Raw genomic sequence first — 23928 nt, forward strand, 5'->3', positions numbered from 1 at the left:
CGCACAAGGTTGTAGGTGGCAAAGCACAGCAGCGCCTGGCCCGTGAGCTTGGCCTGACCGATCAGCTTGGTCTTTGCCAGACCACCGACGGTCTTGATCCAGCCAAAGGCCTCTTCGATGCGCTTGCGCACCTTCAGGCTGGTCTTGTAGCCCTCGTGCCGTGTCACTCGCGCATCCACCGCCGAGTGTTTGTCCTTGGCCGCCACGTGGGGCGTGACTTTGAGCTTTCTGCAGCCTTTGATGAAGGCCTTGCTGTCGTAGCCCTTGTCGGCACCGACCGTGGCCCGTTTGTTCCTGTTGCCCCGACGCTCCAACATGGCCAGCGCCGCCTCGCGCTCGGCCGTGCCGCTGGCGTGGGTGATCTCGACATCCACGATCAGCCCGTTGCGGTTCTCCATGAGGATGTGCCCCATGTGGCACAGGCGGGATTTGTCGCCCTGGCTCTTCTTGAACAGCCGGGCATCGGCGTCCGTGGTGCTCTCGTGGGTGTCGTTGCAGCGCTCCTGCCCCTTGAAGTCCACCTCGGGGTTGCGCCCAGGCGGCGTGCCGCTGTCGTCGTCTTTGCGCTTGAAGCTCTTGTGCGAGGCCCAGGCGTCAATGAGCGTGCCGTCCACGCTGAAGTGCTCGTCGCTGGCGAGCTTGCCCCACTGGGCACTGAGCTTGACGCGCTCGAAGAAGGCGCGGGCGAGGTCTTCGTTGAACAGACGTTCGCGGTTGGCGCTGAAAGTGGAGTGGTCCCAGACCTTGTCTTCGATGTTCAGGCCCACGAACCAGCGGTACAGCAGGTTGTAGTTGATCGCTTCGACCAACTGGCGCTCGCTGCGGATGGAGAACAGGATCTGCAGCAGCAAGGCCTTGAGCAGCATCTCCGGTGGCACCGAGGGGCGCCCACGGCGGGCATACACCGCTTCGAACTCGCTGTGCATCGTCGCCAGCAGCGCATCGACCACGGCGCGCAACTTGCGCAGCGGGTGTGCCGCTGGCACGCGCTCTTCAAGGCTGATGTAGCTGAACATCGCCCCCTGGAAGTCTTGGTTGCCTCTCATCTTTCTCGTCTGGGTCGTTCTTGGATGGCTTCAGATCGTAGCGGCCCACACCGGCGGCGGCGAAGGATTTTTCAACGGCCTGCTAAGGCCATTGTTGTTGCCTCGGGGGTTCTGCTGTTCCTCGATATGAATGACGACGTTGTGCACACAATTGCCGGCGGAAATTGGGTGGAGTGCATCAAAGAGGGGTGAGCCCAGCTGGAACATAGATTACGTAAAAACCGCCTTCTGGCGGTTTTTTTTGCGGTTGACAGCCGAAGCATATGCGATACCTTATTGAAACTATAGGAGTATTCATGCTGAAGCAAAGGACGCCACTGAAACGTGGCAATTCTCAATTAAAACGTTCGCCTTTCAAATCGAAGTCCCCAGCTTCAAAAGTGCATACTGAAAAGGCAATCAAATCTATAACTGTGTCGGACCCATCCAAATTTAGGTTGCCAAGCAGGGTAGATGGCAGTCCCATAGTCATAGCGGTTGAACCTCGGCGAGAAAACAGTGCCCTACGGGAGTTCGCCAAAGATCAACCCTGCATGCTCCAAGTGCCCGGCCATTGCAACCACAACAAAGCCACCACGGTCGGTTGTCACAGCAACTGGGCAGAGCACGGCAAGGGTAAGGGCCGTAAGGCAGATGATCACTATATGGTCTGGGGCTGCTCGGGATGCCATAGTTGGCTGGATCAACACGGCGCGACACAAGAAGAGAAGAGATCGGCATTCAATGCTGCCCTTGTGCGCCAAGTTGCTGAGTACAAGAAATCGCTAAGATGCAAGAGCCTACCAGCGCGGTTTAGCACTGCCATCAAGTGGGCGCTGCTCCAACTGAACATTGACAAGCGCCTTGATGAATTGGAAGAAATGGCTGTTGAAGCGGGCCTTCTTGCGCCCATGCATTTACCTGAAAGCTTCAGATCTCCCTTCCCTGTACATAAAACCTCTACCTGAAATCCTTACTCTTCAGCGAATACGCGTTGTAAAAATAATGGCCCAATAAGGGCCATATTCTTTTCTGAGCAATAAAAAAGCCTGCGTGTTGCAGGCTTTGTAGCGAGGCAGTGGAACCTTACTTCGTAATTGCGCAGTAGAAACCCCAGTAAAACTTGCATTTTTCCGCAATACCTACGGGGGCTTCCTTGCCGTAATAGCCGAGTTTTTGCAAACGATCAATCGCCATGGCATAAGAATCGACGGCCTGATTGACGCCCAGATTCAAGGCGAAAATCTCATTGGTCAGATACCGATGAAACGCCACTTGAAGCAAGGGGTTGCGCAGCACCGGAGCAAGGGCAGGCAGGGTAACATCTGCAAAGACATTGCTCCGAGCAGAACCATTGCGGGTATTCAAATCCGCATAATTGGCGCGGTACATGGCGCGGGTAGTAAGGGTGTTCATATTTCTCTCTCCTTTTGATCCATTCTTACACCAAACGTGCATCTGTCAACACCCCTACTTACCCATTAACCTAAACCGAAGCCTGCCAGCGCAGTGGCACTGATGGGTCGAATCGCTCCAGCGGCCTCGGGCTCTTTGTCCGCTACGGCATTCGTTTTGCCACGCGTATGATCCTTTTGCGATCTCTGAATTTCCGCTCCTGGCCTAGTTTCACTTTGAGGGTGAGGAGGGGGCTGAGTGGCTGGTGTCTGCTGAGGGGAGTTAACAAACCGTGGTTGGTAAGTCCCCATTTGCTTCTCGTAGCACAGCGCGCGCTCCAGCATCACAAGTATCAGCTTTGAGTGCTGTGATGTTGGCACTTGACTGAAAAGCTCATAGAGATCAGGGCTGATAAGTTTCTCCAGCGCGAACCGGCATCGAACATCGACCTTGCCTCCATCGTTATCCATTGCTTGCCTCGCCCAGAACATAGAAACCACGAACGTTAGAGAACACCGGGTCGGAATCAAGCACCATGATCCCAGCAAGGTCTGGCAGCAACTTCTGGGCAACGTGGTGCAAGCGTTTTCCGCCGCCGCCAGTGAAAATGATCAAGTCGATGCTCTCAAGCGAGAGGACCGCATTTCGCATGGAGTTCAGGCACTCGGTCAGAACGGCATCGGCGATAGGCAGATAGTCTGCCATCCGGTATTTTTTTCCGCCGAGGGTAACTTCTTCGTAGCCTTCACGAATTGCCTCATCAACACGCTCAACCACGAGCGGATCATCTTTGATGCCTGGCTTGATGCGATCACACACCATATTCACGCAAGTCAAAACCCCCTTTTGATAGGCCCCTGAGCGGTTATGCAGGATCTTGCGCTTATTGACCAAGAACCAATCGAAAGTGCCCCCGCCCATGTCCAAAACCAGCATGTTCTGGTCGAAGAAGCGATCCAGATTCATGGACTTTTGACGTGCGCCAGTGCTGACCATGGCGCCTTGCGGTTGGGGAATGACATTAACCGCCTTGACATGAACTTTGAAATTTCCTTCGCCAAAAGGAGAGGGAACTTCATGTGTGCCCTCGAATAGTTCCCGCACCTTGCCTTCATGCGTCGCCAACGTATTCATAGGCAAGCCGGCAACCAAACGCCTAATTTCTACTTCAGACTTTCCCCTCAACTCATTTGCGTAGTCGCGCAGGAAATAGTACAGCCCCCCAAGAAACAACGCCTTGTATTCAGGGGAGTCCGCGTAGTTCTCGGTGATTGCGCGGGTTTGGCGTGCACTTGTCTGAAGCACAACATCTTGACCAACGAAATACTCGGCGCCGTTCACAGTGACATTTGCGCCAGAAAGCGCCGCCATGCCCATTGAGGTTTTATGCATGGAAGAAACATGCGAACACTGGCTTGGGAATTGAAAGGCTTTGATCGTGTCATTTTTCTCGCGACGGGATGCCCCTTTCACCGAGAAGTAACCAATGTCAAGCGCAACAACGGGGATCTGAAAAGAGGAGGTAGCCATTTAGTCTTTTGCGAGGGTTTGGGATAGCGGAAATCATCTCTGAATAGGTAGGGGTTTTGAATGCTTCCTAGAGACGGATACGGTCAGATGCGCACCCAAAAAGCGAAAGTAGTCTCCGCATACTCCGCCAGCTGGTCTCTTGTTGGCACGCCAAAGGCCACCTAGTGCCACCAAAGAGTGCATCGCGCCTTCACGGCAAGATGGTTTGGCAGCAATTGGCCGCAAGAACGCCACTGACGCGCCAGTTGCATCCACTCCGCGATACCTTGTTCATGACCAAAGATGAACCCTGGGCGCTTGGTGGCCCTTTTGGGGCCAGTTGGAGGCACCAGTGGGCGAGCGCCGATTCCATCTCAGCTGAGGCCATAGCTGTCTGGACCGTTCGTTGCCCCGCTGCTGGACACACGGCTCTAGCTGCCACCCGGCTCAGCTACCCTCGCCCGATTCGCACCCCACCGATCCCCCGCCTCATCTGCTCATGAGGCCTTCCCACGCGATCACACGCGCGAAAACCGAGGTTCGACACTGTGCAGAAATCCATTTTCGCTCCCGGAAACCCCTCTCACCCAGACTTCTCACCCAAGGAGAACCATTGAGCGGAGCTAGCATCCATGCGGGCTGGCGGTCGAAACACGACTTCCAACCAGAATTTCGCGCTCTCGCACTGAAAACCGCGCTTGCTGAAAAGTGACTTGTCGTGTCAGAATCCACCCCCGATGGCCCCTGGGTCGTTCCTGGGCTTGATGCCCACCCTTCAAAGTTGCCGTTCGCGGCGTTCAACCGGCTTCAGTTCCTGCGCTCAGCGGGATGGTCGAAGCACAACATGGAAGAGACGACCCGTTTGGGTCTTAGCGCTGGGGCTTGCCCCCGGCCATGTCAGCGAGAAGCTGACTTCAGTAGTGAATCCCTCCGATGAATTTCGGAAAGGTTCTAGCTCTACGTACCGACCGATACCGGAAGCTTGATTGCTTCGTAGTGTTGGACATTCCAAAGCCACATTTGCCCTCGAACACACACCCGGAAGCGATTCCATGATGGGTCACTGAGTTGTGAGGCGAGCAGATGCAGAGCGGGATGTCTGATGCCGGATATTGAGATCGCGTGCGGCGCCCTTCGCCTGGGTTCCGTAGAAAGTAGAGTGCAGAGGTTCGACCGATGATCGAACTCAGTTTGCCACTTACGGCACTGCCTGCCTTGGACGACGCTTTGATGCGTTTACCTTGGTGACCCATAGCGGGTGACTGGGCACAAGTTTTTGCTGGGTTGATTACGTACCGATGATGTACGGATCAATCTGGGTTTTGATTGCTTGTGTTCCTCACTGCCTACGCGGGGGAGCTGCAATGTGTGTTTCTGTTTTTGCGCACATTGCACCGGGAGACTTCACTAAAAGTATTCCAAAAACGGGAATGGTTACGGGATGGATTGAGGATGGCCACCTTGATTCGAGAGTTTTTTTGCAGCAGGGTCTGATCGGAGATTCGTGCTGGTTGCCCTGAGTGATGGGCGGGGTGAGCACGCGTGCGGCCAAGTTACGCGGCTCCACACTGGGCGAGAATGAGCTTGTTGCGCAAGATTCACCGCGTGTTCCCTTTGTGCGGACATTTGCAGGTGAAAGCGCCGTGAATTGCTTGGCCGAGGCGCGGGATTGACTCGCGCAGGCGTTTCCATGGGCATTGGGTCAGGAAATGCCGGCCAGGCAATGCAGCAGACGCGCGCATTTCCCATTCAGGTAGATGAGCCCTTATCCACGCGAGAGCGTTCCTTGGATATGGGCGGCCTTTGAGTGATGGCGTGGCAACTCTGGGGGCGTGCGCAATTCCCGTGGGGCTGATGCTCTTGCCTGTTCTGTGTGAATGGGACAGCAGAACCAGCTTTGCAAGGAATCAGCGCAGCAATTGGCGGCCGAGCCCATATTCCCGGCGACGTGCTCCTTTTCGCCAGGTCACGGCCGAATAGGTGAGCCTTCTCGGTGTATTCAGTGATCGCGGCACTGCCGATACAGGCGGGCGCGCGGCCATTCTGGCTGAAAGCTACTTGCCTGCCGGCCGGCGCGGGCTCCACCGCAGTAATGAATGCCCATGCACCAGGCAATCGCGGCGACTCCATCAAGGCCAGCACGCTCATGGGCTTTATGACGCCTATTCCTGTCTGAATTCACCGGATGAAGATGGTTGGGGCTTTTGCGGGTTCGTTTTCTTATGTTGGCGGTGAGTTGTGAAAAGAGTTTGGCAGGAGGAATTGTCGCGGGAATGCGCGGGCCCACTTTCTCGGCGCAGGCGCGGCTTCGTTTCCGGATATTCGGTGCTGATTTACATGGGGCGGCTCGCGGCCAATCGCCATCATGCCTTGCTGGCAGTTTTCCTGATTAACTGCTTTCTCACGGCGCCCAGTGCTTTCGCGTGTCCAGCGCCACCATACATTCGTTTGGTTTTAATCGATTCAAAGCGTTTGCTCCGACATTTCCACGGCCAAATAATGCAGCGGTGAATGCGACGAGGCCTGTTGACAGCAAGCGACCCTGTAATAAACTGAGAGCATCAACAGGCAGTAATGCGTTGAATATCGCACCTCGGATTACAGGGGCCTTGTGCAAACAGGAGAACATAATGGGCCAACCCTCGACCCTCTTTCAGGTCACATTCAAGAATCGTCTGCTTGGCGTCAAGCACGACAAGCTTTCTGATGCCATTCTTCAAGGCATGTCCACCGAAGGCTACAAATCGGCCTTTCTGCGCATGGATGACGAGGGCCAGATCGCGCAAACCAATCCCATGCGGCTTTTCTGCGGTAAGGCCAGCTCCGAAGATTTCTCATTCACGCCGGGTGACGCATTGCGCTACGAAAGCACCCAAGCTGAAGACGCTGCCGCCATTGCGGAAGTAGCAGAGCAAATCTATCGGGTTGGTCGGGCGCACAAGCTATTTGACTTCGCCATCCAGCAGTTGACCTACACAGATGGCGCACTCACCCATTTGGATGGCCTGGCCCTTGGTGAAATTGCACGCAAGCGCGCAAAGCACTGACCAATTCCTGGGAAGCTGAAATCACTTTGGATTAGCGATGTACCACGTAACCGCCAAATCCAGCGAACAGGAAATAAACGCGGCCATTCGCCACCTCGACATGCGCGAAGAGGCCAAAGACCGTGTTGATTTCGAACGTTGCTGGGGTGGGCCCCAAGGTGAATCGATTTTGGAGTACCACATCCTCAATCAAGTCTGCGTGCTGATTGACAGGAACCTGGGTTATGCATTGGTCAACGACATTTCAGCGCCGCACAAGGAAAGTGAAGTATTCCTCGACGTGACTACGCCTGAACAGGCGCAAGAACGATGGCTGGATAACCAAAAGTCCAGCTGAACGTGACAAGAAAGATAGGAGTCGGAAATGAATCCCACGTTTGAAAAGGGCCAGGAGCTTGTCTATGTTCCTTGCCGCATTGGAAATCAAAGCGCCCGCGAACACCGCGTCGTGCGGGTCGTGAAAACCGGCCACAAGTGGATCTATATCAGCAACGGCCAACGCATCTGCCGCGAGAGCCTGCGCGCTGACGGGGGTAACTACTCGTCGCCCGGTCGGTGCTACTGGAGCCTGGAAGATTATCAAAAGGAGCGCGACACGATTACCGCATGGGACGCCCTGAAGACCTCTGTGCGCAACCAGCAAAGCGTGCCAGCCGGCCTCACGAGCGACCAAATTCAGCGCGCCATGAAGATGCTGGGCTTTCGCGCGCCCATGGCCTGATTACCACCCGATGTCCAAAAACCACCGCAACCGCTCATGGCGTGCCATGTGGACCACCGATCCCGCTTCGCGCACTGCCGTCCATAAAAGCGGAGCCATCGCCCGTGTCTCACGCAACGTCGCCAATGCATCCGGCGAAGAACTGACCATCGATAACCTGGCCCAAGTGGACTCAGGTCGTTGGAGCATCGCCAAGATACTGGAACAGGGCGCCCAACTCAAAGCCGAAGGCGCGTATTGACTTTCAAGTCAGAAGCCGAAATCCGCAACCAAATTCACGAGTCCCCGCTTTCCATGAGTTCAGCCCCGCTGTCGCCCTCCCAGCGCCAATTTCTCCACAGCTACGTGCCCACCGTGCTCGCGGGTGATAACGCCTCCCTGGGCATTGCTGATCGCGATGTCTTCGTGCGCCGCGTGAATGGGTTAACCCTGCAAGTCGAGGCGACGGCCGGCAAGTCCCGTGTGGTCGAGAACTTGCACAAGAAAGGGGTTTTTCAGTCCGTGGAGAAGCGGCTGAATCAAAGCGGGCAGGCCACCCTTCACTTTCGCCTGTCCCATCGCGGCGCCAACGCGCTTTTCGATGTGATGTTCGGTGGCGCGTGAGGGGTTGAACTCCTATTCCCCATGCCACACGATCTGACCATCGCAGAACCTGGCCCAGGCTTCGCCACCAGCAGCCCCAGCCCCAGCCCCACCACGCAAGAACCCCTGCGCGGCGCTTTGCGCTTCCCTTGGAGGGCTTCAATCCAATGCACGACCACGATCTGAACCAGCCCTCGCCCTCCCAGACCGACCAGAACAAGGGTGATTCCCGGCCACATGAGGCGTCTCAAGACCGTCAGGGCTGTCCTGATCTCATGGAGGCAGCTGCGCGCGTGATTATGCGTACACGGCTCAAATGGGATTTTGAGGATATTTAACGAACCCGAGATTCATTTGACACGCTCACCTTTGCTGTTATCCTGAATTAACAAGGAACCAGCCACGCATTAATGACAGGCCCATAGATGCGCCATTAATTAAACAAGATTCAAGCCAATGTCCAAAATCACGATTGAGAATGCTCCCGTTGGGACCAACGCGCCGGCATTCGGTGGTGGCGCCTGGTGCAAGATGAAAAGCGGGGGTTGGAAGTGGAATGGCCCCTCGGGTTTTGGCGGCACGTTCCATAGCCCTGGCGGCGATTGGGATGGGCGCCTCCATGTGCCGGCACAAACGGCCGAGGACCAGAACCTCCTGGACTCCACCCACACAGCGAGCGCCCTATGAGCCGTTTCACACGTCTGCAGCAAAGCCAACGTGCAAAGCTGCTCAACAGCTTCCAACCCGGCCGCAAGGCAAAGCAACTGGATGAGGAGACCGTGCGTGCGGGCGTCTCCAATTCCCTGCGTCCCATTGCCCTGCTGGACGATTGCCGGCTGTATGAGCAGCGCGATCTGACGGGCGACTTCATCAAGTTGCGCGAATACTATGCCCTCCTGTGTGGCGGCACCGCAGATGACGACAGCTATCGCCGGCTGTACATCGCCATTCAGCTGGCAGCACTGCGCGCCAAAGAGATCGACGCGGATCTCGCCGCCCAGTTCGAGCCGGCCATGTCTGCGCTGAGCCGCTGCAAAGAACGGCGCCAGACCTCGGGCAAGTACGGCTTTGACGGGCCGGGGATGCAGGCCGTTGCCTGGGGCATCAATGCCCACGAAGAAATCCTTCGCCACAGCACACCCAAGCAGATGGACAACTGCCTGAAAGAAATCCTCAAGGCAATGAACGCCAAAACCGAATGGGGCCAGCAAGTGTCGCGTGACCTTCTGTGAAGCCCCGAGCCAAGTTTCAAGCAACCGTCATTGAACAAAGACCCAAAAGTGACCTTCGAAGCCAAACAATTCATCGCCGGTATCAAGCAGCAGGCCAGCAGTGGTGTGTACGCCGAGCACGACGACACGCTGCATTTTCAGCAGCACAACTGGGTCAAGGACGAGTCGATCCGACAGCGCATCTTGATCGAACGCGCCATCGTGCGCCGCACGGTCCGCGACATTCTGCAGGCGGGCGGCGGTGCGTACTGCGTCAGCATTTATGACGGCGAGGATTACCCGCTGAAGCGCTCCCGCGATCTGGACGCGATCATGGCCGACATTGGCCAATGCGACGAGGAAACGATTGTGGTGCGCCATGTCACCAAGCCTGCTGACGGTGGCGAGAAACTGGGCAGCATTTATCTGGTGTATGGCAATGACGGCTGGGACGTGATTGCCGACCACACCGCTTCCCATTCCATGGATGAGCTGCTGGCCGGCGCCAACCAAATGAGCGATGCCATTGGCGATGCCCTGGCGCAGTGAGGTGAAAATGCAAAAGTTCCTCCGCCTTGGCCTGGCTTTCGTCGCGGCCACTCTCGTGTCCTTCCAGGGGTATGCCGCCCAGCTGCAAGGCCGTGTTGTGGGAGTTGCCGATGGCGACACCATCACCGTGCTGGATGCCGGCCTGCAGCAACACCGCGTTCGCCTCACGGGCATTGATGCCCCGGAAAAGAACCAGCCCTTCGGCCAAGTCTCCAAGCAATCGCTGTCCAATCTCGTGTTCGGGAAGATCGTGACCGTCACCTACGACAAAGAAGATCGCTATGGACGCATCCTTGGCCGCGTGGGCACACCCGATGGCCAAAACGCCAACCTGCAACAGATCCAGAAAGGCATGGCGTGGCACTACAAGCACTATGAGCGCGATCAGCCTCAGAAAGAGCGGCGCGACTATGCCGAAGCCGAGCGCGTAGCACAGCAGAGCAAGGCCGGCTTGTGGGTGGACAAAAATCCAACGCCCCCATGGGACTGGCGCCGGGAAACCAGGTAGGACTCGCGGCCCTAGTCGCACGTGCAGCGATGCCTATTTGTGGCCGCAGGCGAAGCTGAGCCGTCGCGGCACTATTCAACAGGGGAAACTCAATGGAATTTATGAAACGCTTTGCCGCGCCATTCCTGGCGGCGGTTGTACTTTCCGCGTGTGGGGGTGGAAGTGGCGGGGCCACTGGCAGTGCGCCAACCGACAAGGAACGCATCGCGGCACTTGAAGCTGAGGGCAAGTTGCCGAAGCTGGACCGCAGCTCGGACTTGAAGGGGCCTGACTTGAATAGCGATGGCGTTCGCGATGATATTGAGGCGATTTTGAAGGCCAAGTATCAGGGTAAGCAGCTGGCCGCGACTGTTCAATTCGCGCGCAGCTACAGGCCTGTTTTTGATCTGCCCGAAGGGGATCGAGTCGCGGCACAAACCGTGTCCAACCAAGGAACACGGGCGATGAAGTGCCTGCATAGGAAGTTCGATGGCGAAACACTAGAAACAAACCCATCTGTTGTGTCTCGGCAGATTGTGGCGATGACTTTCAACACCAAGGAGCGCCTGAAAACCTACATGCGCTACAACGCCACGCTCAGCGGCAGCGTGCTGTCTTTGCCGGATGGTGACACCTGTGAAGAGTAAATTTGCAAAAAAACTCGTTGCAATGTTGGTGTCCGGGACAATGACCCTCTCCAGCGTGGCACCCGTGGCCGCGCAAACGCAAACCCCATCCCTCTGCACCAGCGGCGGTATCTTGTTCGGCTTCTTCAATGGCGTTCTCAACACCGAAGATCTAGCCAAGGACTCGCTTCTCAAGTTTGAAAAAAAGTACGGCAGCACATCCCCCCAAGGCGCCCCCATCCGCTACGAAGTTTTCTATAACGAGACTGAGGGTTTCAGTGACTTCGTGGAGGTCTTTGAGCAACGTCTGAACGAGCACGGCGGCGCCATTGCTGGCAGATTCGAGCTGTTCTTTTCGGCCCTGCAAGGCGGTGGGCCGTGGTGGGAAACCATCATTGAAGCCGCACCTGCCCTTGGCGACATTCTTGACTCATTCGTCGCATGGCTGGCCTCCATCATCCCCGCAACCCTGACAAAGATGATGGGCTCGCCATCCCTGCTGACGACTCAGGCCGAGCACCGCACTCGCCTGGACAACGGCTCCTTGGAAGGTCGAAAAATGCTGCTGGTAGCGCATTCACAAGGTAACCTGTTCCTGAACTCAGCCCTTCAATACGCAAGCACCCGCATCCCAAGCACCTCAATACAAGGCATCCATATCGCCCCGGCGTCTTCGGTGGGCAACAGACCCCATGTGCTCGCCGACAAGGATGTGGTGATCAACGCTCTGCGTCTGGTGGGCAGCGTGCCTGGCATCACCGACAACATCCCACCAATACTGGAGCGCACGCCTGGGTTGAACGGGCTAAAGGATGCCAAGGGCCACGGGCTGCTTGAAATCTACCTTCACCCCGGTCACCAGACGGCATCCAAGATCCACGGACACATCATGGGTGCTTTTTCCAAGCTGCAGGCGGCGCCTTCCCAAGCAACCAGTGGTTTCTTTACAGCAACGATGACGTGGAATGGGCCAGGCATTGTTGACTTGCATGTCATGGAGCCAAGTGGCACGCATGTGTACTTTGAAAATGCACGCGGCCAATCCGGGCGAATGGCCTTCATCAACAGAACTGGCAATACCCAAGATCAGTACATTGCCAACTGCGACACAACTCAACTTGCCGAAGGTAAATACAGCTTCTCGTTGGCGAACTACGGTGGAGCGCAGGGCAGCAGTGCCTCTGTGCAGATCGCCTCGAATGCAGAAGGCGTGCTCGGCACACGCACCGTAACCATGGGGCCGGCAACTCTCACCACGCCCAGCATCAAGGTACTCGACGTGACGGTCGCCAAAGACCCGCGAACCGGGCGCATGACGGCCCGCATCGGGAACCAGATTTAGCACAGAGTCACGTGGCCCATTGCGCTTCGGACGATCAGAGATAACCTGAAATCGAAGCGCCCGCAGTAACCATTCACAGTTTCGAATCACCCATTTCTCAACCAGCAAAAGGAAAACACCATGTCCACAGAAAATACCGCCGCCAAGAAGAAGGTGAACCCGGCTTTCATGAAGCCTCTCAAGCCGAGCCCCGCCCTGGCCGCAATCGTCGGCGCAGATCCACTGCCGCGCACCGAGATCGTGAGCAAGCTGTGGGTCTACATCAAGGCCAACAACCTGCAGGACGCTGGCAACAAACGCATGATCAATGCCGATGCCAAGCTCAAGGAAGTCTTCGGCAAGTCCCAGGTGTCCATGTTCGAGATGGCCAAGCTCATCGGCGCCCACGTCAGCTAAGCACACCATCCGGCAGGCGGGCCCATACAACCTTGTTGTGGCGGGCTCGCCTTCTTTATTTCGGGTATCCGGATTTGAGTGTGTTTCCGGCGCCTGAACAGGCCGCCGTCATCGTGAAGCAAAACCGGATTTTGTTGTGGGAGACGAAGACATGAAACCCTCGGAAGCCTTGGCATCGAACCGTGCCGCGATCCGGCATGTGGTGGAGTCTCACCGTGCCCGCAACGCTCGGGTGTTCGGCTCTGTCCTGCGCGGCCAAGACACCGACAGCAGCGACCTGGACATCCTCATCGACCCGACGCCGGAAACCCACCTTGTTCGACATCGGCGCGATCCGTCACGAACTCGGCAAGCTGCTCGGTGTGCCGGTGGATGTGCTGACGCCCAACGCCTTGCCCGACAACTTCCGGGCCACGGTGCTAGCGCAGGCTCGGCCTGTATGACCCGCGACCAGCAACGCCTTGCCGACTACCTTGCTCACATCGCTGAGGCCATCGAGCGCATCGACAGCGGGTGTACTCCATGAACACCTGTGCCAAGTGCATCGTTCTCGATACATGGGCTGGACGCCGTTATTACGCGGTCGAAGTGATGGGCGAGACGCCCAAGAAGGCCAGAGTCCGAATTCTGACGCCGGGCGGTGTCATGCTGCCGGGCCGCCGTTACGCCAACTGTAACGACATTGTTTTGGTGCCCAAGCACGCGCTTTCTGAGCTTCCCGCCGACGCTCACAAGGTCGAGCAAGGCTTTTATGACGGACACATCGGCGGATTCGGGGGAACAGTCGATGCGCGATGATCCGATTGAAACTCTACGCGACTGCGCCAATGCCCTCGGCGAACTCCTGCCGCGCGATCACTCCTCCCGCAAGATCATTGAGAAGGCCAATCGCCTGATTGACCGACACGACCATTCATCCTCATGAGAAAGCTCTACCAGGTCAATATCGACGGGAAGCCATACTCCCCAGAGTTTCAAACGGCTGCACTCTACGAGAAGGCTTGGCAAGGTGTGCTGGCCAGCAACCACCCGCTGAGCGAGCTGGGCCGGACTGCTTTCTGCTGCTGCCCTGGCCTCGGTGAAAAACGCCTCACCATCAAGGCATACGGCACCAGCTCATACGGGCTCGCCAAGTTCTCGGGAACCGGGCCGCAGCACGCTTCAAGCTGCAAGTACCACGAGGAACACGTCGCTCGCAGCGGCCTCCAGATCTATCACAAGGTGCTCGAAGAGTTCGATGACGGCACCGTGTCTGTGAAGCTGCAAAAAGGCCTGCGCATGCAAGCCCCGCGCCTGGAAAGCTGGGTTGAACGCACCCCACGGGCCGGCGCCACCCACCAGCGAGGCAGCATGACGTTGCGCGGGCTGCTGGATCTGCTGTGGACGCGGGCCGGTCTCAATGAGTGGAGCCCGCATTCTCAATACAACCGTCACGCACCCTTTGGCCGTCTTGTTGAGGCTGCTGGCGAGATCCGGTGCGGCCGGCAACGTGTGCTTTCAGACCATCTGATCGTTGGTCAATCGGTGGCGTCGGAAGGCGCGCAGGGAACACGCAGGGCGGTTGCGGCCGCAACCAGTAAGGGCCTTCGACTGCTTTGCCCTCTGTCCCTGTCAAAGCACGATCCCACGGCCGAAGACAAGATGGCATCCGCGCTGCGCGGGTTTCCGTACCATGGCCTGCCGTGGATGAACATGCCAGCGGGGCTGTGGGATGCAGCGTGCAAGCGGTTCCCACTCGCCATCTCGCATTGGCGCGCGGGCGGCAAACTGGTTGCCCTGGCAATGCTGGAAGTGCAAGGGCCCGACCGCACGAAAGTCGTCGGCCTTGCCCTAATGGCAGTCTCCGATCACTGGATACCCGTGGAGTCCTCCTACGAGCTGCAGGTGTGCAATGCATTGGTGCAACAGGGCCGGTCCTTTTACAAACCCCTGCGCTTCGATGCGACTGCGGATGTGGTGTTCCCCGACTTCATCCTGCGCGACGGGCTCAACAGGGATGGGGTGCCCATGGAAGTGTTCGGCCGCGACGATGCAGCCTACCGGGCGCGCAAGGCCACCAAGACCCAATACTATGTGGACAACTTCGGGGCTGAAGGATGGTGGCAGTGGGATGCTTCATCCAACCAGGCCATGCCCCCGTTTCCTCCCATGAGAGGCCATGCCTGACATGCAATCCATCTCCATCTACACAGCACCCACGGGCTCAGTCGAGGTTCGGCTGGAAAAAGACAGTGTATGGCTGCGCCAGGAGCAAATGGCGGAACTGTTTGGGCGCGACCGGACGGTGATTAGTCGGCACATCCGAGCTGTCTTTGTCGAGGGGGAGCTATCCAGAGAAAGCAATGTGCAAATTTTGCACATTCCTGGCTCCGACAAGCCGGTCAATTTCTACAACCTTGATGTCATTATCTCGGTTGGCTATCGCGTCAAGTCACAACAAGGCACGCGTTTTCGGCAATGGGCCACTGGCCTACTGCGCGAACACCTCACGCGCGGCTACACCCTCAACCAGCAGCGGCTGCAAACAAACGCCCGCGAGCTGGAGGCGGCGCTGCACCTGGTGCGCAGCACTATGCAGGCGACAAAACTCAGCGCCGACGACGGGCACGGCCTATTGGATATCGTCACAGGCTACGCCCACACCTTTTTGCTGCTGCAGCGCTACGATGAAGGCCTTCTAACCGATCCGCCCACCCAAAGTGGCGGCACTCTACCCAGCAGTGCGCAGGCCCGCGAGGGGCTGGCCAACTTAAAGGCCGACCTGATCGCCAAAGGACAGGCGACAGATCTATTTGCCCGCGAGCGCGGCGATGGCCTGGAGGCTCTGCTGGGCAACTTGGAGCAGACTGCGTTTGGCGAGCCGGTCTACCCGAGCGTGGAGAGCAAGGCCGCGCACCTGTTGTACTTCGTCGTCAAGAACCACCCTTTCACGGACGGGAACAAGCGCAGCGGGGCCTTTTTGTTTGTGGACTTTCTACACCGCAATAGTCGTCTGCTGCAGTCCGATGGTCAGCCCATCATCAACGATGTGGGCCTGGCCGCCCTGACGCTGCTGGTAGCCGAATCGCCCCCTGGCCACAAGGACACGCTGATACGTCTCATCATGAACATGCTGGGCCGTCCTTCTGCTGCGGAGGGCATCTGGAAATGACCAATCTCACTCTAGCCCCAAAGCTCCTGGCCATCATTGCGGTCTCACCATCGGAACGTGTGCGCTGCGCACAGCCCGGCTGCAACCACACGGTCTACAAGGCCGTGCACATCGTGCGTGAAGGCGCGCAGCTGATGGTCTTGGGCTCAACGTGTTTTGCCAAGCGCTACGGCAGCGCAAACGCCCTGGGATCGCCCCAGCACGGGGGCACCTCGGGCAGGATGCTCACGGCCGAAGAGCGCGCGCTCTTGGACAGCAACACAGAAGCCTTGCTGCAACGCTTCGCCGAACAAGAAGCCCGTGAAAAGCAACTCGTTGCAGAGCGACTCAATGCACTCAAGGCGCTCAAGGTGCGCTTGTCATCGCCACCGCCCAGGCCTGCGCCGCCCCCCTCCCTGAGAAGCTCCTATACCGGCCCAGTAGCTCCACGCAAGACAGCCCCGTGGCCATGGGCCTCGGGCGCCTCTATCGCGGCCTTCCTGCTGCGTGATGGCACAGGCTGGGTCCGCGTCGGGCATCGAGACGGGCGCCAGTGCATCGCACCCTGGCCAGCTTTCGATGGTTGGGATGAAACATTGCCTCCCAGTGTGGGGCTGGCAGACCTCCAGCTAGGCGCCTATGTTGTTTCCGATGTGGTGTCCGCAATCGCGTACCTGCGTGCACGTGCCGCGAAAGAAAAGATCACCGGGATATGGTCAGAGGCAGCTGCCATCTTGGCCACGGCCGGGGCTGCACCGGACTAGGACAGGGCGGCCCTGGGCACGCTGATGCCATCGGGGATGGTCCACATGCCGAGTGCGAATACAAGCAGGGAGTGTGCGGCCTGTGCCCGCTTCAAGCAGGCACGGTGATAGGCGAACAGGTTTCGCGCGTCCGCGTCAACCCACTCGCAGTGGGCTTGCACCAGCGCGGCATGGCGCTTGGGCCAGCCACGGCGTGTTTTGGAGCGCTCCACGGTGGCTTTGCGCATGCCCCGAGGCTCAAGCAGGTAGGCCAGGGCCTGTCGCGTGAACTCGTTGCAGTCTTCGGCCACCTGCAGGCCACGCTGGTGCATGTCGCGCTGCGCTGCAATCGAGTGATCGCGAAAGAGGATCTCGTGCGCCACGGCGTTGGCTCGGTGTTCTGCTGCTGCTCCCATGGTGGCGTCTCCTTTGTTGACTCCAACAAGGCTACAGGGAAAGAGCGTTTCGGCAAGCTATCCCTCGATAAGCACCTGTGCGCTGCGGCTCGAAGGGTAGGCCAGGCGGGAACCTTCAGTCGAGAATTTTGAGGTGGGTGACACTCGTTTGCTTGGTGCCGTTGTACTCCCCGTGCTCCTTGACCTTGAACACGGCCTTGATATCGACCCGAGCGCCATCGTGCACCTGGTTGTAGAGGTGGCCGGGCAGGGCCTTGGTCTTCCACACAAGAGAGTTGCCCTCAGAGTCGCGCAGCAAAACCAGGGACACGACCCCAAACCGGGTATCGATGGGCACCACGCGCATGATGCTCAAGTCGCTCTGCATTTTCTGGCCCACTTCCCCAACGTGCTGGCTGACCTTCTTGGCGCCGCCAGTCTCGTCACCCTTGGTGGCACCCCAGTAGTAGGGCACGGCCCCGGCCGCAAAAGACAGGGGCTGACGCTTGAGGGGCAGGGTGTCTGAGCCCACGAGGAGTTTGACGTTGCGATCAAAAAGGGACATGCCAGCCCCTTCCTTGTTGGCGAACCATTCGCGCAGTTTGTCGGCAAACTGCAGGTGCGGCTCCATGTCGGGCATCTTGCGTTCCTGGTTCATCAGCAAGCCGAGAGCGTCATCCCATGTGGGGATCACGCTGGACTCCTCCGAGCGTGCGTTAGACACGTAGCCGCTGGTCTGGCAGATCCAATTCACCGCCGCAAGGAAGTAGCGCGTTGAAACGCCCTGGGTGCGGTTGGCGTTCGCGCCGAGGGCCTCGAACTCGCCCTCCACCACGCGCACACTGGAATCCATCTTGGCGAGGAATAGAGCGGCTGCAGGGTCGATGCCGGTGAAGTCCTCCAAGCAGGTGGAACCCACCTCTTTGTAGTCCCCGCTGGCGTCATCCTTGAGCACGAAGCTGCTGGTGCGCTGGCGGTTCGCGTTGCAGTGTTCGCAGCGCAGGGGGGCATTGGCGAAGCGCGCGAGAGCAGCGGCCTCTTGCTCGCCTGCGTGCAGTGCATACACGAGGTTGCCTTCAGCATGTGCATCCAACTTGCCGATAATGCTCCAGCTGCCCAGCTTGACGATGGGGTACTCGATGGTGATCTGCAGGAGGATCACCGGGGCTGCGGGGGATTCTTCGGGCTTGGCTGGCACCAGGCTGGACAGGATCACCTCGCCATGCCGACCTGCCGGCCGAAGCTTGCGCTCGTAGAGCACCTCACGGGTGGCCACGATCTTGATCTCACTGAGCCCGAAACCCAGCGCCTTTTTGTTGAGCTTTTCAAGCCGTCTGGTAAATGCCTTTTGCTGAGCCGGCTCAATGAGAATACTGCGCTTCATAATAATGGGAAAAGAGTTACCGCTTTATTCTCAAGAATTAATCGCACACGTCAAACGAATCAGCTGCGGCCCAGGCCAATTTGACAGGTGAAACTCTCATAATAAAATCAAGCGAGACATATTAATAACCGTCCGACCATGAAAACCTTCACGATTGTTTCCAGCAACTATACCGGCCAGCTTTTTGCGTGGCCGGGCAGCATCCAGGAAAACAAGCGCTTCCTCGGCAACCGCGATGCCCTCGGAGAAATCAAGGCCAATGACGAAGCCGCTGCAGTCGAGGCATGGCGGGCCACCCCACACCCGCTTGATCCACGCATCGGCATGCTCGCCAGCGGGCTCTATTACGCCTTTGTCCATGGGCCGCACAAGCCCGAGACCATCGGCACTCTGGCCGAGGTCCATGCGGCGCTGGGGCTGCAGTACGGCCCTGACCAGGCCTGTGAGACCGTCTCCGAGGCATCAACTCCCACGGCTGCTCAGCGCGGAGCCCCTACGGCGCGCAGATGGCTGGTGACCCTGCGTTTTGCTTTTCCCGCCTGGGATGAGGTCGATGGGATTTTGCTGGGTCCATTCGAGGCTGAAACCAAGGCCAGCGCGATCATGCTGGCTCGCCGGCAGGCCCGCGAGGACGGGCACACCTGCACTGGCAAGGGGCGGTACTGGTTCACCGCACAACTGGACTCATAGAAGCCCAGCCGGCGCCACCTGGGAGCCAATTAGGGGCCCCTAATCGGCTTTAAGAAGCACCCCAAAAGCAACCTTTGATGCGCTTTTACCGGGGTTGAGCCTCCGCAATGCATCTTTCTATACTCAAAAGACGCAGAATCTTAGGGCCTAAGATTTCTGTCAGAAAAAAATAGATTTCTGCCAGCTCAGGTGCTCACCATCGCTTGCATGCAGTCGCGCCACAGGCGCTGCAGCCGCTGCCTTTGTTCCCCGGTGGGATAGGCGCTGGCGAGCGGGTCATGTTGTTCATGTTCTCGCGTGCCGTGCACCAGCCAGGGGCTGGCCTCATCCTGGGCTGTCAGGGCGTCCTGAATGTAGGACTCGAAGCTGCGGGCCCACAATTCACTCCGCGTGGTCCAGTAGCGTTTGCGCGCACCTTTGAGTTCCTCAATGCGCTTTGCAGCTTCGTAGAACCCATTCTCTTCACGGTTTATGCACTCCGCGATGAGCGCATCAAGCCCTTGGAGCAGGGCAGGGCGCGCACAGCCCGCGCGCACGTCATCCAGGACGCCCGTAACCATCGTTTCGGGGCTGACCCAGGGCAGATCAGCGGCAAAGGTGGCCTGGGCCAAGTAGTGATCCAGAGCATGCGACCATTCATGCGCCAGAGAGCCTGCGCCGCTGTCGCGGGTCAGGTTGATGACGCGCAGGCCGGGCTCATAGTGCGCCGCGAAAGCGCCGTGGCCACGTGCGCCAATGGCCAGGGCGAGGCGGTCATCTCCACGCCCTAGGCCCAGCCACCTGGGCTTGAACCCGATGACCCTTGCCAGGTCATGCAGTGCGCAAAAAGCTTCGTTCACCCATCGTTGCCGCTCCTTGGTAGACAGCGATTCGCCGAACTGGATGCCGCGCAGGCTGAAAGTGGCCATCAGCTCGTCGGTGGACACATCTCGCCCGGCGAGGTAGTCCACCCCTTTGCGCTCCATGTTTTGCTCGCCAGCGCGGCGCGTGACGGCCCTGCGCCGCTCCGTCTGGATCGACTGCTCTTTCAGCCGCTTGTCGATCTCCTCCTCGGCGGCCGCCAGTGCATCGGCCCGTGTGAGGGTGCCGTGCTCCATCAGGTAGCTCGCCTTGGGCGTGGTCGTGATGACGCGCCATGCCACTTCATCGGGCCTTGCTGGCTTGATGGAGATGACCCCAACGCTCACTTTGAGGCAGGAGTCATCCTCAGGCCAGCCCAGCTCGGCCATGGAGTCCACCAGCCAGTTGTACTTGGGGGTGGGCACGAAGGGCGGGGAAAGTGTCCTGCCGCCATACCGCCCCGCTGCACACAGCGCCATGCGATCTTTCTGCGTGGATTGCTGGGTCACGCCGGCCAGCGAATAGGCCTTGCTGCGCATCGTGTCCAGATCCTCATCCGTCGCCTCATTGAACACTTGTCGCACATAGCCAATTGCGCGCTCATACATCTCGGGCCACTTGCCGGCCTCGATGCCGAAGCACGTGGACGTGATCGGGCCGGTGCCCAGCCCCCAGTACGTAACGGCAAGTGCGGCCAGCGTCTTGGGACTGTAACGCCCAGATGCGGCCAGCTCCAGCCAATCGGGTTCTGGCCAGAGTTGCTCCAAGCGGTTTGGACCCGCCTGATGCGTCTTCCTGGAATGCTCCCTGTGCTTTTTTGCATAGGGTATGAAGTCGCCAGCGTCTTCCAGCGTCCCCGTCACATTGCCCGAGCTACTTTCCAATTCCATCTTTTTGACTCACTTGAGGGCCAGTTGCTCACGTCCGTGAATCGGTCGATGAATAGTCTCGCCCTCGGCAGCGCGCCTGCCATGTGATTGAGCCACACTGCGCAGGCGTTCATCTTCGAGTTGCGGTTTGCGCATGAGATCCTCGCCGTCCTTGCGGACAATCGAGCGTGACTCGATGAAACGCGCAATGGCGCGCTCCACCTCAGTAGGCTGCGCGAATACCTGCACAAGCCGTGCAATCTGCTGAACCCAGCCGATAGCAAATTCGTCTCCCAGGCTCGTAGCCATGCGCTTACCGCCGCGCAGCTTCGACATGCCATCCAGTTGCTCAGCTATCCAGGCGCTGCGTGTCTTCTTGAGCTTGCGGGCCAACACATCGAACGTATAAGCAGCGATCTCTGCCTGCGCCGCGATGCCCACGAAAATGTAAGCACCATCATTGAGCACCTTCGTCTTGGAGCCGACAACCAGATTGCGATGCAGCATTAACTGGCAGCCAAAAGCCTTGCCGACCGTCGCGGCTAGAGCGCCTTCCCAATGGGCCGGTTTGTTGCGCGCCATCGTGCGGCTACCCGTTTGAACCTGCCCTATGTCTGCCATGCTGATATGTTCTGCGGAAACACCATGCGCCGCCATCAGGGCGTTTGCTTGGCGCAGCGCGGCTGCAGCTTCATGCGGGTTGTCGGACGAGGAAAGCGCCAGGCACTTCTTGATCTTGCCAAGGATCTTTGGATCGATGTTTTGCATTTGTTTTGGCCAGTTTTCTTGCATAGTCAGGCGGGATCGCCGTTAATTAAACAATGACTCCCCTCCAGGCTTAGATCTCCTGGCTCTTCAATGGAGCGCCATCGCATTCGGCGTCAGCCGCCAAGCACCAGAACCTTCTCACCGCCTCGTGAAACCACGCGGCAAAGGGTCCACCCCTTGGCGTGCTCGTCCTTCGCCACATGGGTCACTCGGGGCTGCACTGCCAGCTGGATCATCCCCTGGCGGGCGTTGTTGTCACGGTCAGGGATGCCAACCAACGTAGACCCGTCGAGGCCCTCGTTTTTCATTGTCTGCAGCTGGGTGATCAGTTGATCGAGAGTCATAGGGTGCCTGCGCCTGGGTGATGCGGTGTAATCCAGAGGGACAAGTGTGAAGCATGTCCCGCCGCAGTCAAGAATTGACGCCACCTCACATCACTCGTGCGCCAGGAATCCCCAAGCCTGGGCCGTGCGGACGTGGCCTAAATCACCGCCAGTGCTAGTTGTTGGACGCAATGGACGAGGCGTTCGCCTCCAGTGCCCTCGCACCCTCAGGACGCAAGTAATAGCCCCGTCGCCCGTACCCATTCCTTCCACCAAATGCCCGCCCGATCAGGCCACGATCCTGCATCGAGCGAGCCAGTCGCGCCACGGCCAACGCCGCCCCCTGGGGTGCCTTGAACTGGTAGCCTGGATAGGCAACAAAGCCTAGGGACGAGAGTTGGAGGTGGGTCGCCTCACCATTTCGGCCCTTGGTGGCGAGGGCATGCAAGATGAGCAATTCAGACTTTTCCTGCGCCATGTGGAGATCCGCATTGCGAAGTGACTTGTTCATGATGGCTCCTGGAATTTCACTTCAGCCCCGTCACGCTCACGTTGGGCGCGGCGGGAAACGATATCGGAGAGAAGCCGCGTGCAACCCTCATCGGTGATCACGCCGGCAACGAAAGCCCGGTTGAACTCCTTCACAACGGCCAACTTCGGGGGGCGGGTTGTGAGAGGCCCCTCCTGGGAATGGGCTAAATATGGCCCCTTGTATCTTTAAACCAGACCAGCGCGGTAGAGTCTGAACGCCGTTGAGGCGGCCAGACCGGCCCGTGCAGTTTGGTAGGCGCTGGGGTGATAGAGCCCGTGACTGAGTACAGAACGCATGGCCGCCGCGCTGGTCTTCGTGAAGCCCGAACGGTTACGCGCGCCTTGATTGAGCGCGCATGCACAAGCAAGGGATCTGAAGATCATGTCTGTTACCTCAGTGACGGTGGGCATCGACGTGGCCAAGGCGCACGTGGATGTCTGTGTGCTGGGTGCCAAGAGCAGCGCCCAGCGGTTTGACAACGATGCCGAAGGCCACTCGGCGCTGGCGGCTGCCCTGCAGCCCCTGGACGTGGGTCTGGTGGTGATGGAGGCCACCGGCGGCTACGAGGCCGCGTTAGCGTGTGCCCTGCAGGCCACAGGCCTGCCCGTGGCGGTCATCAACCCGCGCCAGGCGCGCGACTTCGCCAAATCCATGGGACGCCTGGCCAAGACCGACGCGGTGGATGCGCGCACGCTGGCCGAGCTGGCAGCGGTGCTGCTGCGCCGCGACGATCTGCAGCGCTTCTTGCGCCCCCTGGCCGATGAGCGCCAGCAGTGGCTCGCGGCCCTGGTCACGCGCAGGCGCCAGTTGCTGACCATGCTCCATTCGGAGCGCCAACGGCTGCAGATCACGCCCAAGAAGCTGCACGCCAGCATCGAGGCCATCGAGGCGGCGATCAAGGCGCAGCTCGATGAGATCGAAGAGCAGATGGTCACGCATGTGCGCGAGCACTTTGGGGAGCTCGACACGCTGCTGCAGTCGGCTGCGGGAGTCGGCCCGGTGGCCAGTGCCACGATGATTGCCGAGCTGCCAGAGCTGGGCCGGCTGAACCGGCGCGAGATCGCTGCATTGGTGGGCGTGGCGCCCATGGCCAATGACTCCGGCGGCAGCAAGGGCAGGCGGCGCGTACAAGGCGGGCGCTTCGAGATCCGCCGCGTGCTGTACATGGCAACGCTCACGGCCACCCGCTACAACCCGGCCATCAAGGCCTTCTACGAGCGTCTGAAGGCCGCTGGCAAGTTGCCCAAGGTCGCCCTGGTCGCTTGCATGCGCAAGTTGCTCACCACGCTCAACGCCATGGTGCGCACTGGAAAACCTTGGGACAAGTCGCTTCATTGCGCTTGACTTCGAAGACGGTTACTCAG

27 protein-coding genes and 1 pseudogene are annotated in these 23928 nt (G+C 58.7%); 19 read left to right on the forward strand and 9 right to left on the reverse strand.

From position 1 onward, the window contains the following. On the reverse strand, window positions 1–1046 hold a 1046-nt coding region (locus BV908_RS19745), incomplete at its 3' end, for an IS5-like element ISDisp1 family transposase (RefSeq protein ID WP_103739027.1). A 296-nt stretch (window positions 1047–1342) separates the two neighbouring features. On the opposite strand from BV908_RS19745, the gene BV908_RS19750 reads away from it, so the two are divergent. Further along, complete coding sequence (locus BV908_RS19750; RefSeq protein WP_172751409.1) at window positions 1343–1993, forward strand: nuclease domain-containing protein; 651 nt, start codon at window positions 1343–1345, stop codon at window positions 1991–1993. Between the two features lie 118 nt (window positions 1994–2111). On the opposite strand, the gene BV908_RS22325 is transcribed toward BV908_RS19750, so the two are convergent. After that, the gene (locus tag BV908_RS22325) at window positions 2112–2441 is read right to left on the reverse strand and encodes a hypothetical protein (protein WP_146052295.1); all 330 of its coding nucleotides are present in this window, start codon (window positions 2439–2441) and stop codon (window positions 2112–2114) included. 441 nt (window positions 2442–2882) lie between these two features. Continuing rightward, the gene (locus tag BV908_RS19760) at window positions 2883–3950 is read right to left on the reverse strand and encodes a ParM/StbA family protein (RefSeq protein ID WP_146052296.1); all 1068 of its coding nucleotides are present in this window, start codon (window positions 3948–3950) and stop codon (window positions 2883–2885) included. A 2609-nt stretch (window positions 3951–6559) separates the two neighbouring features. Between BV908_RS19760 and BV908_RS19765 the strand changes: the two genes are divergently transcribed. From BV908_RS19765 to BV908_RS19845, 16 genes and pseudogenes are all read left to right on the forward strand, one after another. Beyond that, the gene (locus BV908_RS19765) at window positions 6560–6976 is read left to right on the forward strand and encodes a hypothetical protein (RefSeq protein ID WP_103739006.1); all 417 of its coding nucleotides are present in this window, start codon (window positions 6560–6562) and stop codon (window positions 6974–6976) included. A gap of 37 nt (window positions 6977–7013) precedes the next feature. Next, window positions 7014–7313 carry a hypothetical protein gene (locus BV908_RS19770; protein WP_103739007.1) on the forward strand — a complete coding sequence of 100 codons (300 nt, stop codon included), beginning with the start codon at window positions 7014–7016 and terminating at the stop codon, window positions 7311–7313. Between the two features lie 27 nt (window positions 7314–7340). Further along, window positions 7341–7697, forward strand: a complete 357-nt coding sequence (locus BV908_RS19775) for a hypothetical protein (RefSeq protein ID WP_103739008.1) — start codon at window positions 7341–7343, stop codon at window positions 7695–7697. A 46-nt stretch (window positions 7698–7743) separates the two neighbouring features. Next, window positions 7744–7938, forward strand: coding sequence for a hypothetical protein (locus BV908_RS19780; RefSeq protein WP_172751410.1), 195 nt, complete (start codon window positions 7744–7746; stop codon window positions 7936–7938). Beyond that, complete coding sequence (locus BV908_RS19785; protein ID WP_103739010.1) at window positions 7935–8300, forward strand: hypothetical protein; 366 nt, start codon at window positions 7935–7937, stop codon at window positions 8298–8300. Before BV908_RS19780 ends, BV908_RS19785 begins: the two co-directional genes overlap by 4 nt. A 662-nt stretch (window positions 8301–8962) precedes the next feature. Next, the gene (locus BV908_RS19795; protein WP_103739012.1) at window positions 8963–9511 is read left to right on the forward strand and encodes a hypothetical protein; all 549 of its coding nucleotides are present in this window, start codon (window positions 8963–8965) and stop codon (window positions 9509–9511) included. A 48-nt stretch (window positions 9512–9559) separates the two neighbouring features. Beyond that, window positions 9560–10039, forward strand: coding sequence for a hypothetical protein (locus BV908_RS19800; RefSeq protein WP_103739013.1), 480 nt, complete (start codon window positions 9560–9562; stop codon window positions 10037–10039). After that, window positions 10023–10547 (forward strand): thermonuclease family protein, encoded by a 525-nt coding sequence (locus BV908_RS19805; protein ID WP_246867559.1) that lies wholly within the window; start codon window positions 10023–10025, stop codon window positions 10545–10547. The genes BV908_RS19800 and BV908_RS19805 overlap by 17 nt, the downstream gene beginning before the upstream one ends. A gap of 101 nt (window positions 10548–10648) precedes the next feature. After that, entirely contained in the window at window positions 10649–11173 is a 525-nt protein-coding gene (locus BV908_RS19810) for a hypothetical protein (protein ID WP_172751411.1), read from the forward strand. Next, window positions 11163–12494, forward strand: coding sequence for a hypothetical protein (locus BV908_RS19815; protein WP_146052297.1), 1332 nt, complete (start codon window positions 11163–11165; stop codon window positions 12492–12494). Before BV908_RS19810 ends, BV908_RS19815 begins: the two co-directional genes overlap by 11 nt. Before the next feature lie 120 nt (window positions 12495–12614). Further along, window positions 12615–12890 (forward strand): SWIB/MDM2 domain-containing protein, encoded by a 276-nt coding sequence (locus BV908_RS19820; RefSeq protein WP_103739016.1) that lies wholly within the window; start codon window positions 12615–12617, stop codon window positions 12888–12890. Window positions 12891–13041: 151 nt separating this feature from the next. After that, a pseudogene (locus BV908_RS19825) lies at window positions 13042–13333 on the forward strand (nucleotidyltransferase family protein). A 79-nt stretch (window positions 13334–13412) separates the two neighbouring features. Then, window positions 13413–13688, forward strand: a complete 276-nt coding sequence (locus BV908_RS19830) for a hypothetical protein (RefSeq protein ID WP_146052298.1) — start codon at window positions 13413–13415, stop codon at window positions 13686–13688. A gap of 123 nt (window positions 13689–13811) precedes the next feature. Next, window positions 13812–15056 (forward strand): DUF1173 family protein, encoded by a 1245-nt coding sequence (locus BV908_RS19835; protein WP_103739018.1) that lies wholly within the window; start codon window positions 13812–13814, stop codon window positions 15054–15056. After that, on the forward strand, window positions 15049–16041 hold the full coding sequence (locus BV908_RS19840) for a virulence protein RhuM/Fic/DOC family protein (protein ID WP_246867558.1): 993 nt from the start codon (window positions 15049–15051) through the stop codon (window positions 16039–16041). The genes BV908_RS19835 and BV908_RS19840 overlap by 8 nt, the downstream gene beginning before the upstream one ends. Further along, a complete protein-coding gene (locus tag BV908_RS19845) occupies window positions 16038–16784 on the forward strand; it encodes a hypothetical protein (protein WP_103739019.1) in 747 nt (248 codons plus the stop codon). The genes BV908_RS19840 and BV908_RS19845 overlap by 4 nt, the downstream gene beginning before the upstream one ends. On the opposite strand, the gene BV908_RS19850 is transcribed toward BV908_RS19845, so the two are convergent. Next, window positions 16781–17179 carry a hypothetical protein gene (locus BV908_RS19850; RefSeq protein ID WP_103739020.1) on the reverse strand — a complete coding sequence of 133 codons (399 nt, stop codon included), beginning with the start codon at window positions 17177–17179 and terminating at the stop codon, window positions 16781–16783. The genes BV908_RS19845 and BV908_RS19850 overlap by 4 nt on opposite strands. A gap of 115 nt (window positions 17180–17294) precedes the next feature. After that, window positions 17295–18542 (reverse strand): hypothetical protein, encoded by a 1248-nt coding sequence (locus BV908_RS19855; RefSeq protein WP_103739021.1) that lies wholly within the window; start codon window positions 18540–18542, stop codon window positions 17295–17297. Between the two features lie 138 nt (window positions 18543–18680). On the opposite strand from BV908_RS19855, the gene BV908_RS19860 reads away from it, so the two are divergent. Further along, on the forward strand, window positions 18681–19232 hold the full coding sequence (locus tag BV908_RS19860) for a hypothetical protein (RefSeq protein ID WP_103739022.1): 552 nt from the start codon (window positions 18681–18683) through the stop codon (window positions 19230–19232). Window positions 19233–19417: 185 nt separating this feature from the next. On the opposite strand, the gene BV908_RS19865 is transcribed toward BV908_RS19860, so the two are convergent. The 4 genes from BV908_RS19865 to BV908_RS19880 form a co-directional block, all read right to left on the reverse strand. Then, complete coding sequence (locus BV908_RS19865; RefSeq protein WP_146052300.1) at window positions 19418–20962, reverse strand: LPD1 domain-containing protein; 1545 nt, start codon at window positions 20960–20962, stop codon at window positions 19418–19420. Window positions 20963–20971: 9 nt separating this feature from the next. After that, on the reverse strand, window positions 20972–21709 hold the full coding sequence (locus tag BV908_RS19870) for a DUF2786 domain-containing protein (protein WP_172751412.1): 738 nt from the start codon (window positions 21707–21709) through the stop codon (window positions 20972–20974). Window positions 21710–21822: 113 nt separating this feature from the next. Continuing rightward, window positions 21823–22053 (reverse strand): hypothetical protein, encoded by a 231-nt coding sequence (locus tag BV908_RS19875; RefSeq protein WP_103739025.1) that lies wholly within the window; start codon window positions 22051–22053, stop codon window positions 21823–21825. Window positions 22054–22207: 154 nt separating this feature from the next. After that, window positions 22208–22543: a hypothetical protein gene (locus BV908_RS19880; protein ID WP_103739026.1), complete on the reverse strand. Its 336-nt coding sequence runs from the start codon at window positions 22541–22543 to the stop codon at window positions 22208–22210. A gap of 399 nt (window positions 22544–22942) precedes the next feature. Here BV908_RS19880 and BV908_RS19890 point away from each other — a divergent pair, with 399 nt between their 5' ends. Continuing rightward, window positions 22943–23908, forward strand: coding sequence for an IS110 family transposase (locus tag BV908_RS19890; protein ID WP_078465000.1), 966 nt, complete (start codon window positions 22943–22945; stop codon window positions 23906–23908). Window positions 23909–23928: the final 20 nt, after the last annotated feature.

It is taken from the genome of Diaphorobacter sp. LR2014-1 (genome assembly GCF_002916785.1).
GTDB classification, from domain to species: domain Bacteria; phylum Pseudomonadota; class Gammaproteobacteria; order Burkholderiales; family Burkholderiaceae_C; genus Diaphorobacter; species Diaphorobacter nitroreducens.

Excerpts from the sequence above, each read along its gene's own strand:
- BV908_RS19820 (WP_103739016.1), top strand. The coding sequence starts at position 12,615 with ATGTCCACAGAAAATACCGCCGCCAAGAAGAAGGTGAACCCGGCTTTC.
- BV908_RS19810 (WP_172751411.1), top strand. The coding sequence starts at position 10,649 with ATGAAACGCTTTGCCGCGCCATTCCTGGCGGCGGTTGTACTTTCCGCG.
- BV908_RS22325 (WP_146052295.1), bottom strand. The coding sequence starts at position 2,441 with ATGAACACCCTTACTACCCGCGCCATGTACCGCGCCAATTATGCGGAT.
- BV908_RS19795 (WP_103739012.1), top strand. The coding sequence starts at position 8,963 with ATGAGCCGTTTCACACGTCTGCAGCAAAGCCAACGTGCAAAGCTGCTC.
- BV908_RS19855 (WP_103739021.1), bottom strand. The coding sequence starts at position 18,542 with ATGAAGCGCAGTATTCTCATTGAGCCGGCTCAGCAAAAGGCATTTACC.
- BV908_RS19880 (WP_103739026.1), bottom strand. The coding sequence starts at position 22,543 with ATGAACAAGTCACTTCGCAATGCGGATCTCCACATGGCGCAGGAAAAG.
- BV908_RS19750 (WP_172751409.1), top strand. The coding sequence starts at position 1,343 with ATGCTGAAGCAAAGGACGCCACTGAAACGTGGCAATTCTCAATTAAAA.
- BV908_RS19805 (WP_246867559.1), top strand. The coding sequence starts at position 10,023 with ATGCCCTGGCGCAGTGAGGTGAAAATGCAAAAGTTCCTCCGCCTTGGC.
- BV908_RS19840 (WP_246867558.1), top strand. The coding sequence starts at position 15,049 with ATGCCTGACATGCAATCCATCTCCATCTACACAGCACCCACGGGCTCA.
- BV908_RS19780 (WP_172751410.1), top strand. The coding sequence starts at position 7,744 with ATGTGGACCACCGATCCCGCTTCGCGCACTGCCGTCCATAAAAGCGGA.
- BV908_RS19760 (WP_146052296.1), bottom strand. The coding sequence starts at position 3,950 with ATGGCTACCTCCTCTTTTCAGATCCCCGTTGTTGCGCTTGACATTGGT.
- BV908_RS19850 (WP_103739020.1), bottom strand. The coding sequence starts at position 17,179 with ATGGGAGCAGCAGCAGAACACCGAGCCAACGCCGTGGCGCACGAGATC.
- BV908_RS19860 (WP_103739022.1), top strand. The coding sequence starts at position 18,681 with ATGAAAACCTTCACGATTGTTTCCAGCAACTATACCGGCCAGCTTTTT.
- BV908_RS19865 (WP_146052300.1), bottom strand. The coding sequence starts at position 20,962 with ATGGAATTGGAAAGTAGCTCGGGCAATGTGACGGGGACGCTGGAAGAC.
- BV908_RS19830 (WP_146052298.1), top strand. The coding sequence starts at position 13,413 with ATGAACACCTGTGCCAAGTGCATCGTTCTCGATACATGGGCTGGACGC.
- BV908_RS19875 (WP_103739025.1), bottom strand. The coding sequence starts at position 22,053 with ATGACTCTCGATCAACTGATCACCCAGCTGCAGACAATGAAAAACGAG.
- BV908_RS19765 (WP_103739006.1), top strand. The coding sequence starts at position 6,560 with ATGGGCCAACCCTCGACCCTCTTTCAGGTCACATTCAAGAATCGTCTG.
- BV908_RS19775 (WP_103739008.1), top strand. The coding sequence starts at position 7,341 with ATGAATCCCACGTTTGAAAAGGGCCAGGAGCTTGTCTATGTTCCTTGC.
- BV908_RS19770 (WP_103739007.1), top strand. The coding sequence starts at position 7,014 with ATGTACCACGTAACCGCCAAATCCAGCGAACAGGAAATAAACGCGGCC.
- BV908_RS19845 (WP_103739019.1), top strand. The coding sequence starts at position 16,038 with ATGACCAATCTCACTCTAGCCCCAAAGCTCCTGGCCATCATTGCGGTC.
- BV908_RS19835 (WP_103739018.1), top strand. The coding sequence starts at position 13,812 with ATGAGAAAGCTCTACCAGGTCAATATCGACGGGAAGCCATACTCCCCA.
- BV908_RS19870 (WP_172751412.1), bottom strand. The coding sequence starts at position 21,709 with ATGCAAAACATCGATCCAAAGATCCTTGGCAAGATCAAGAAGTGCCTG.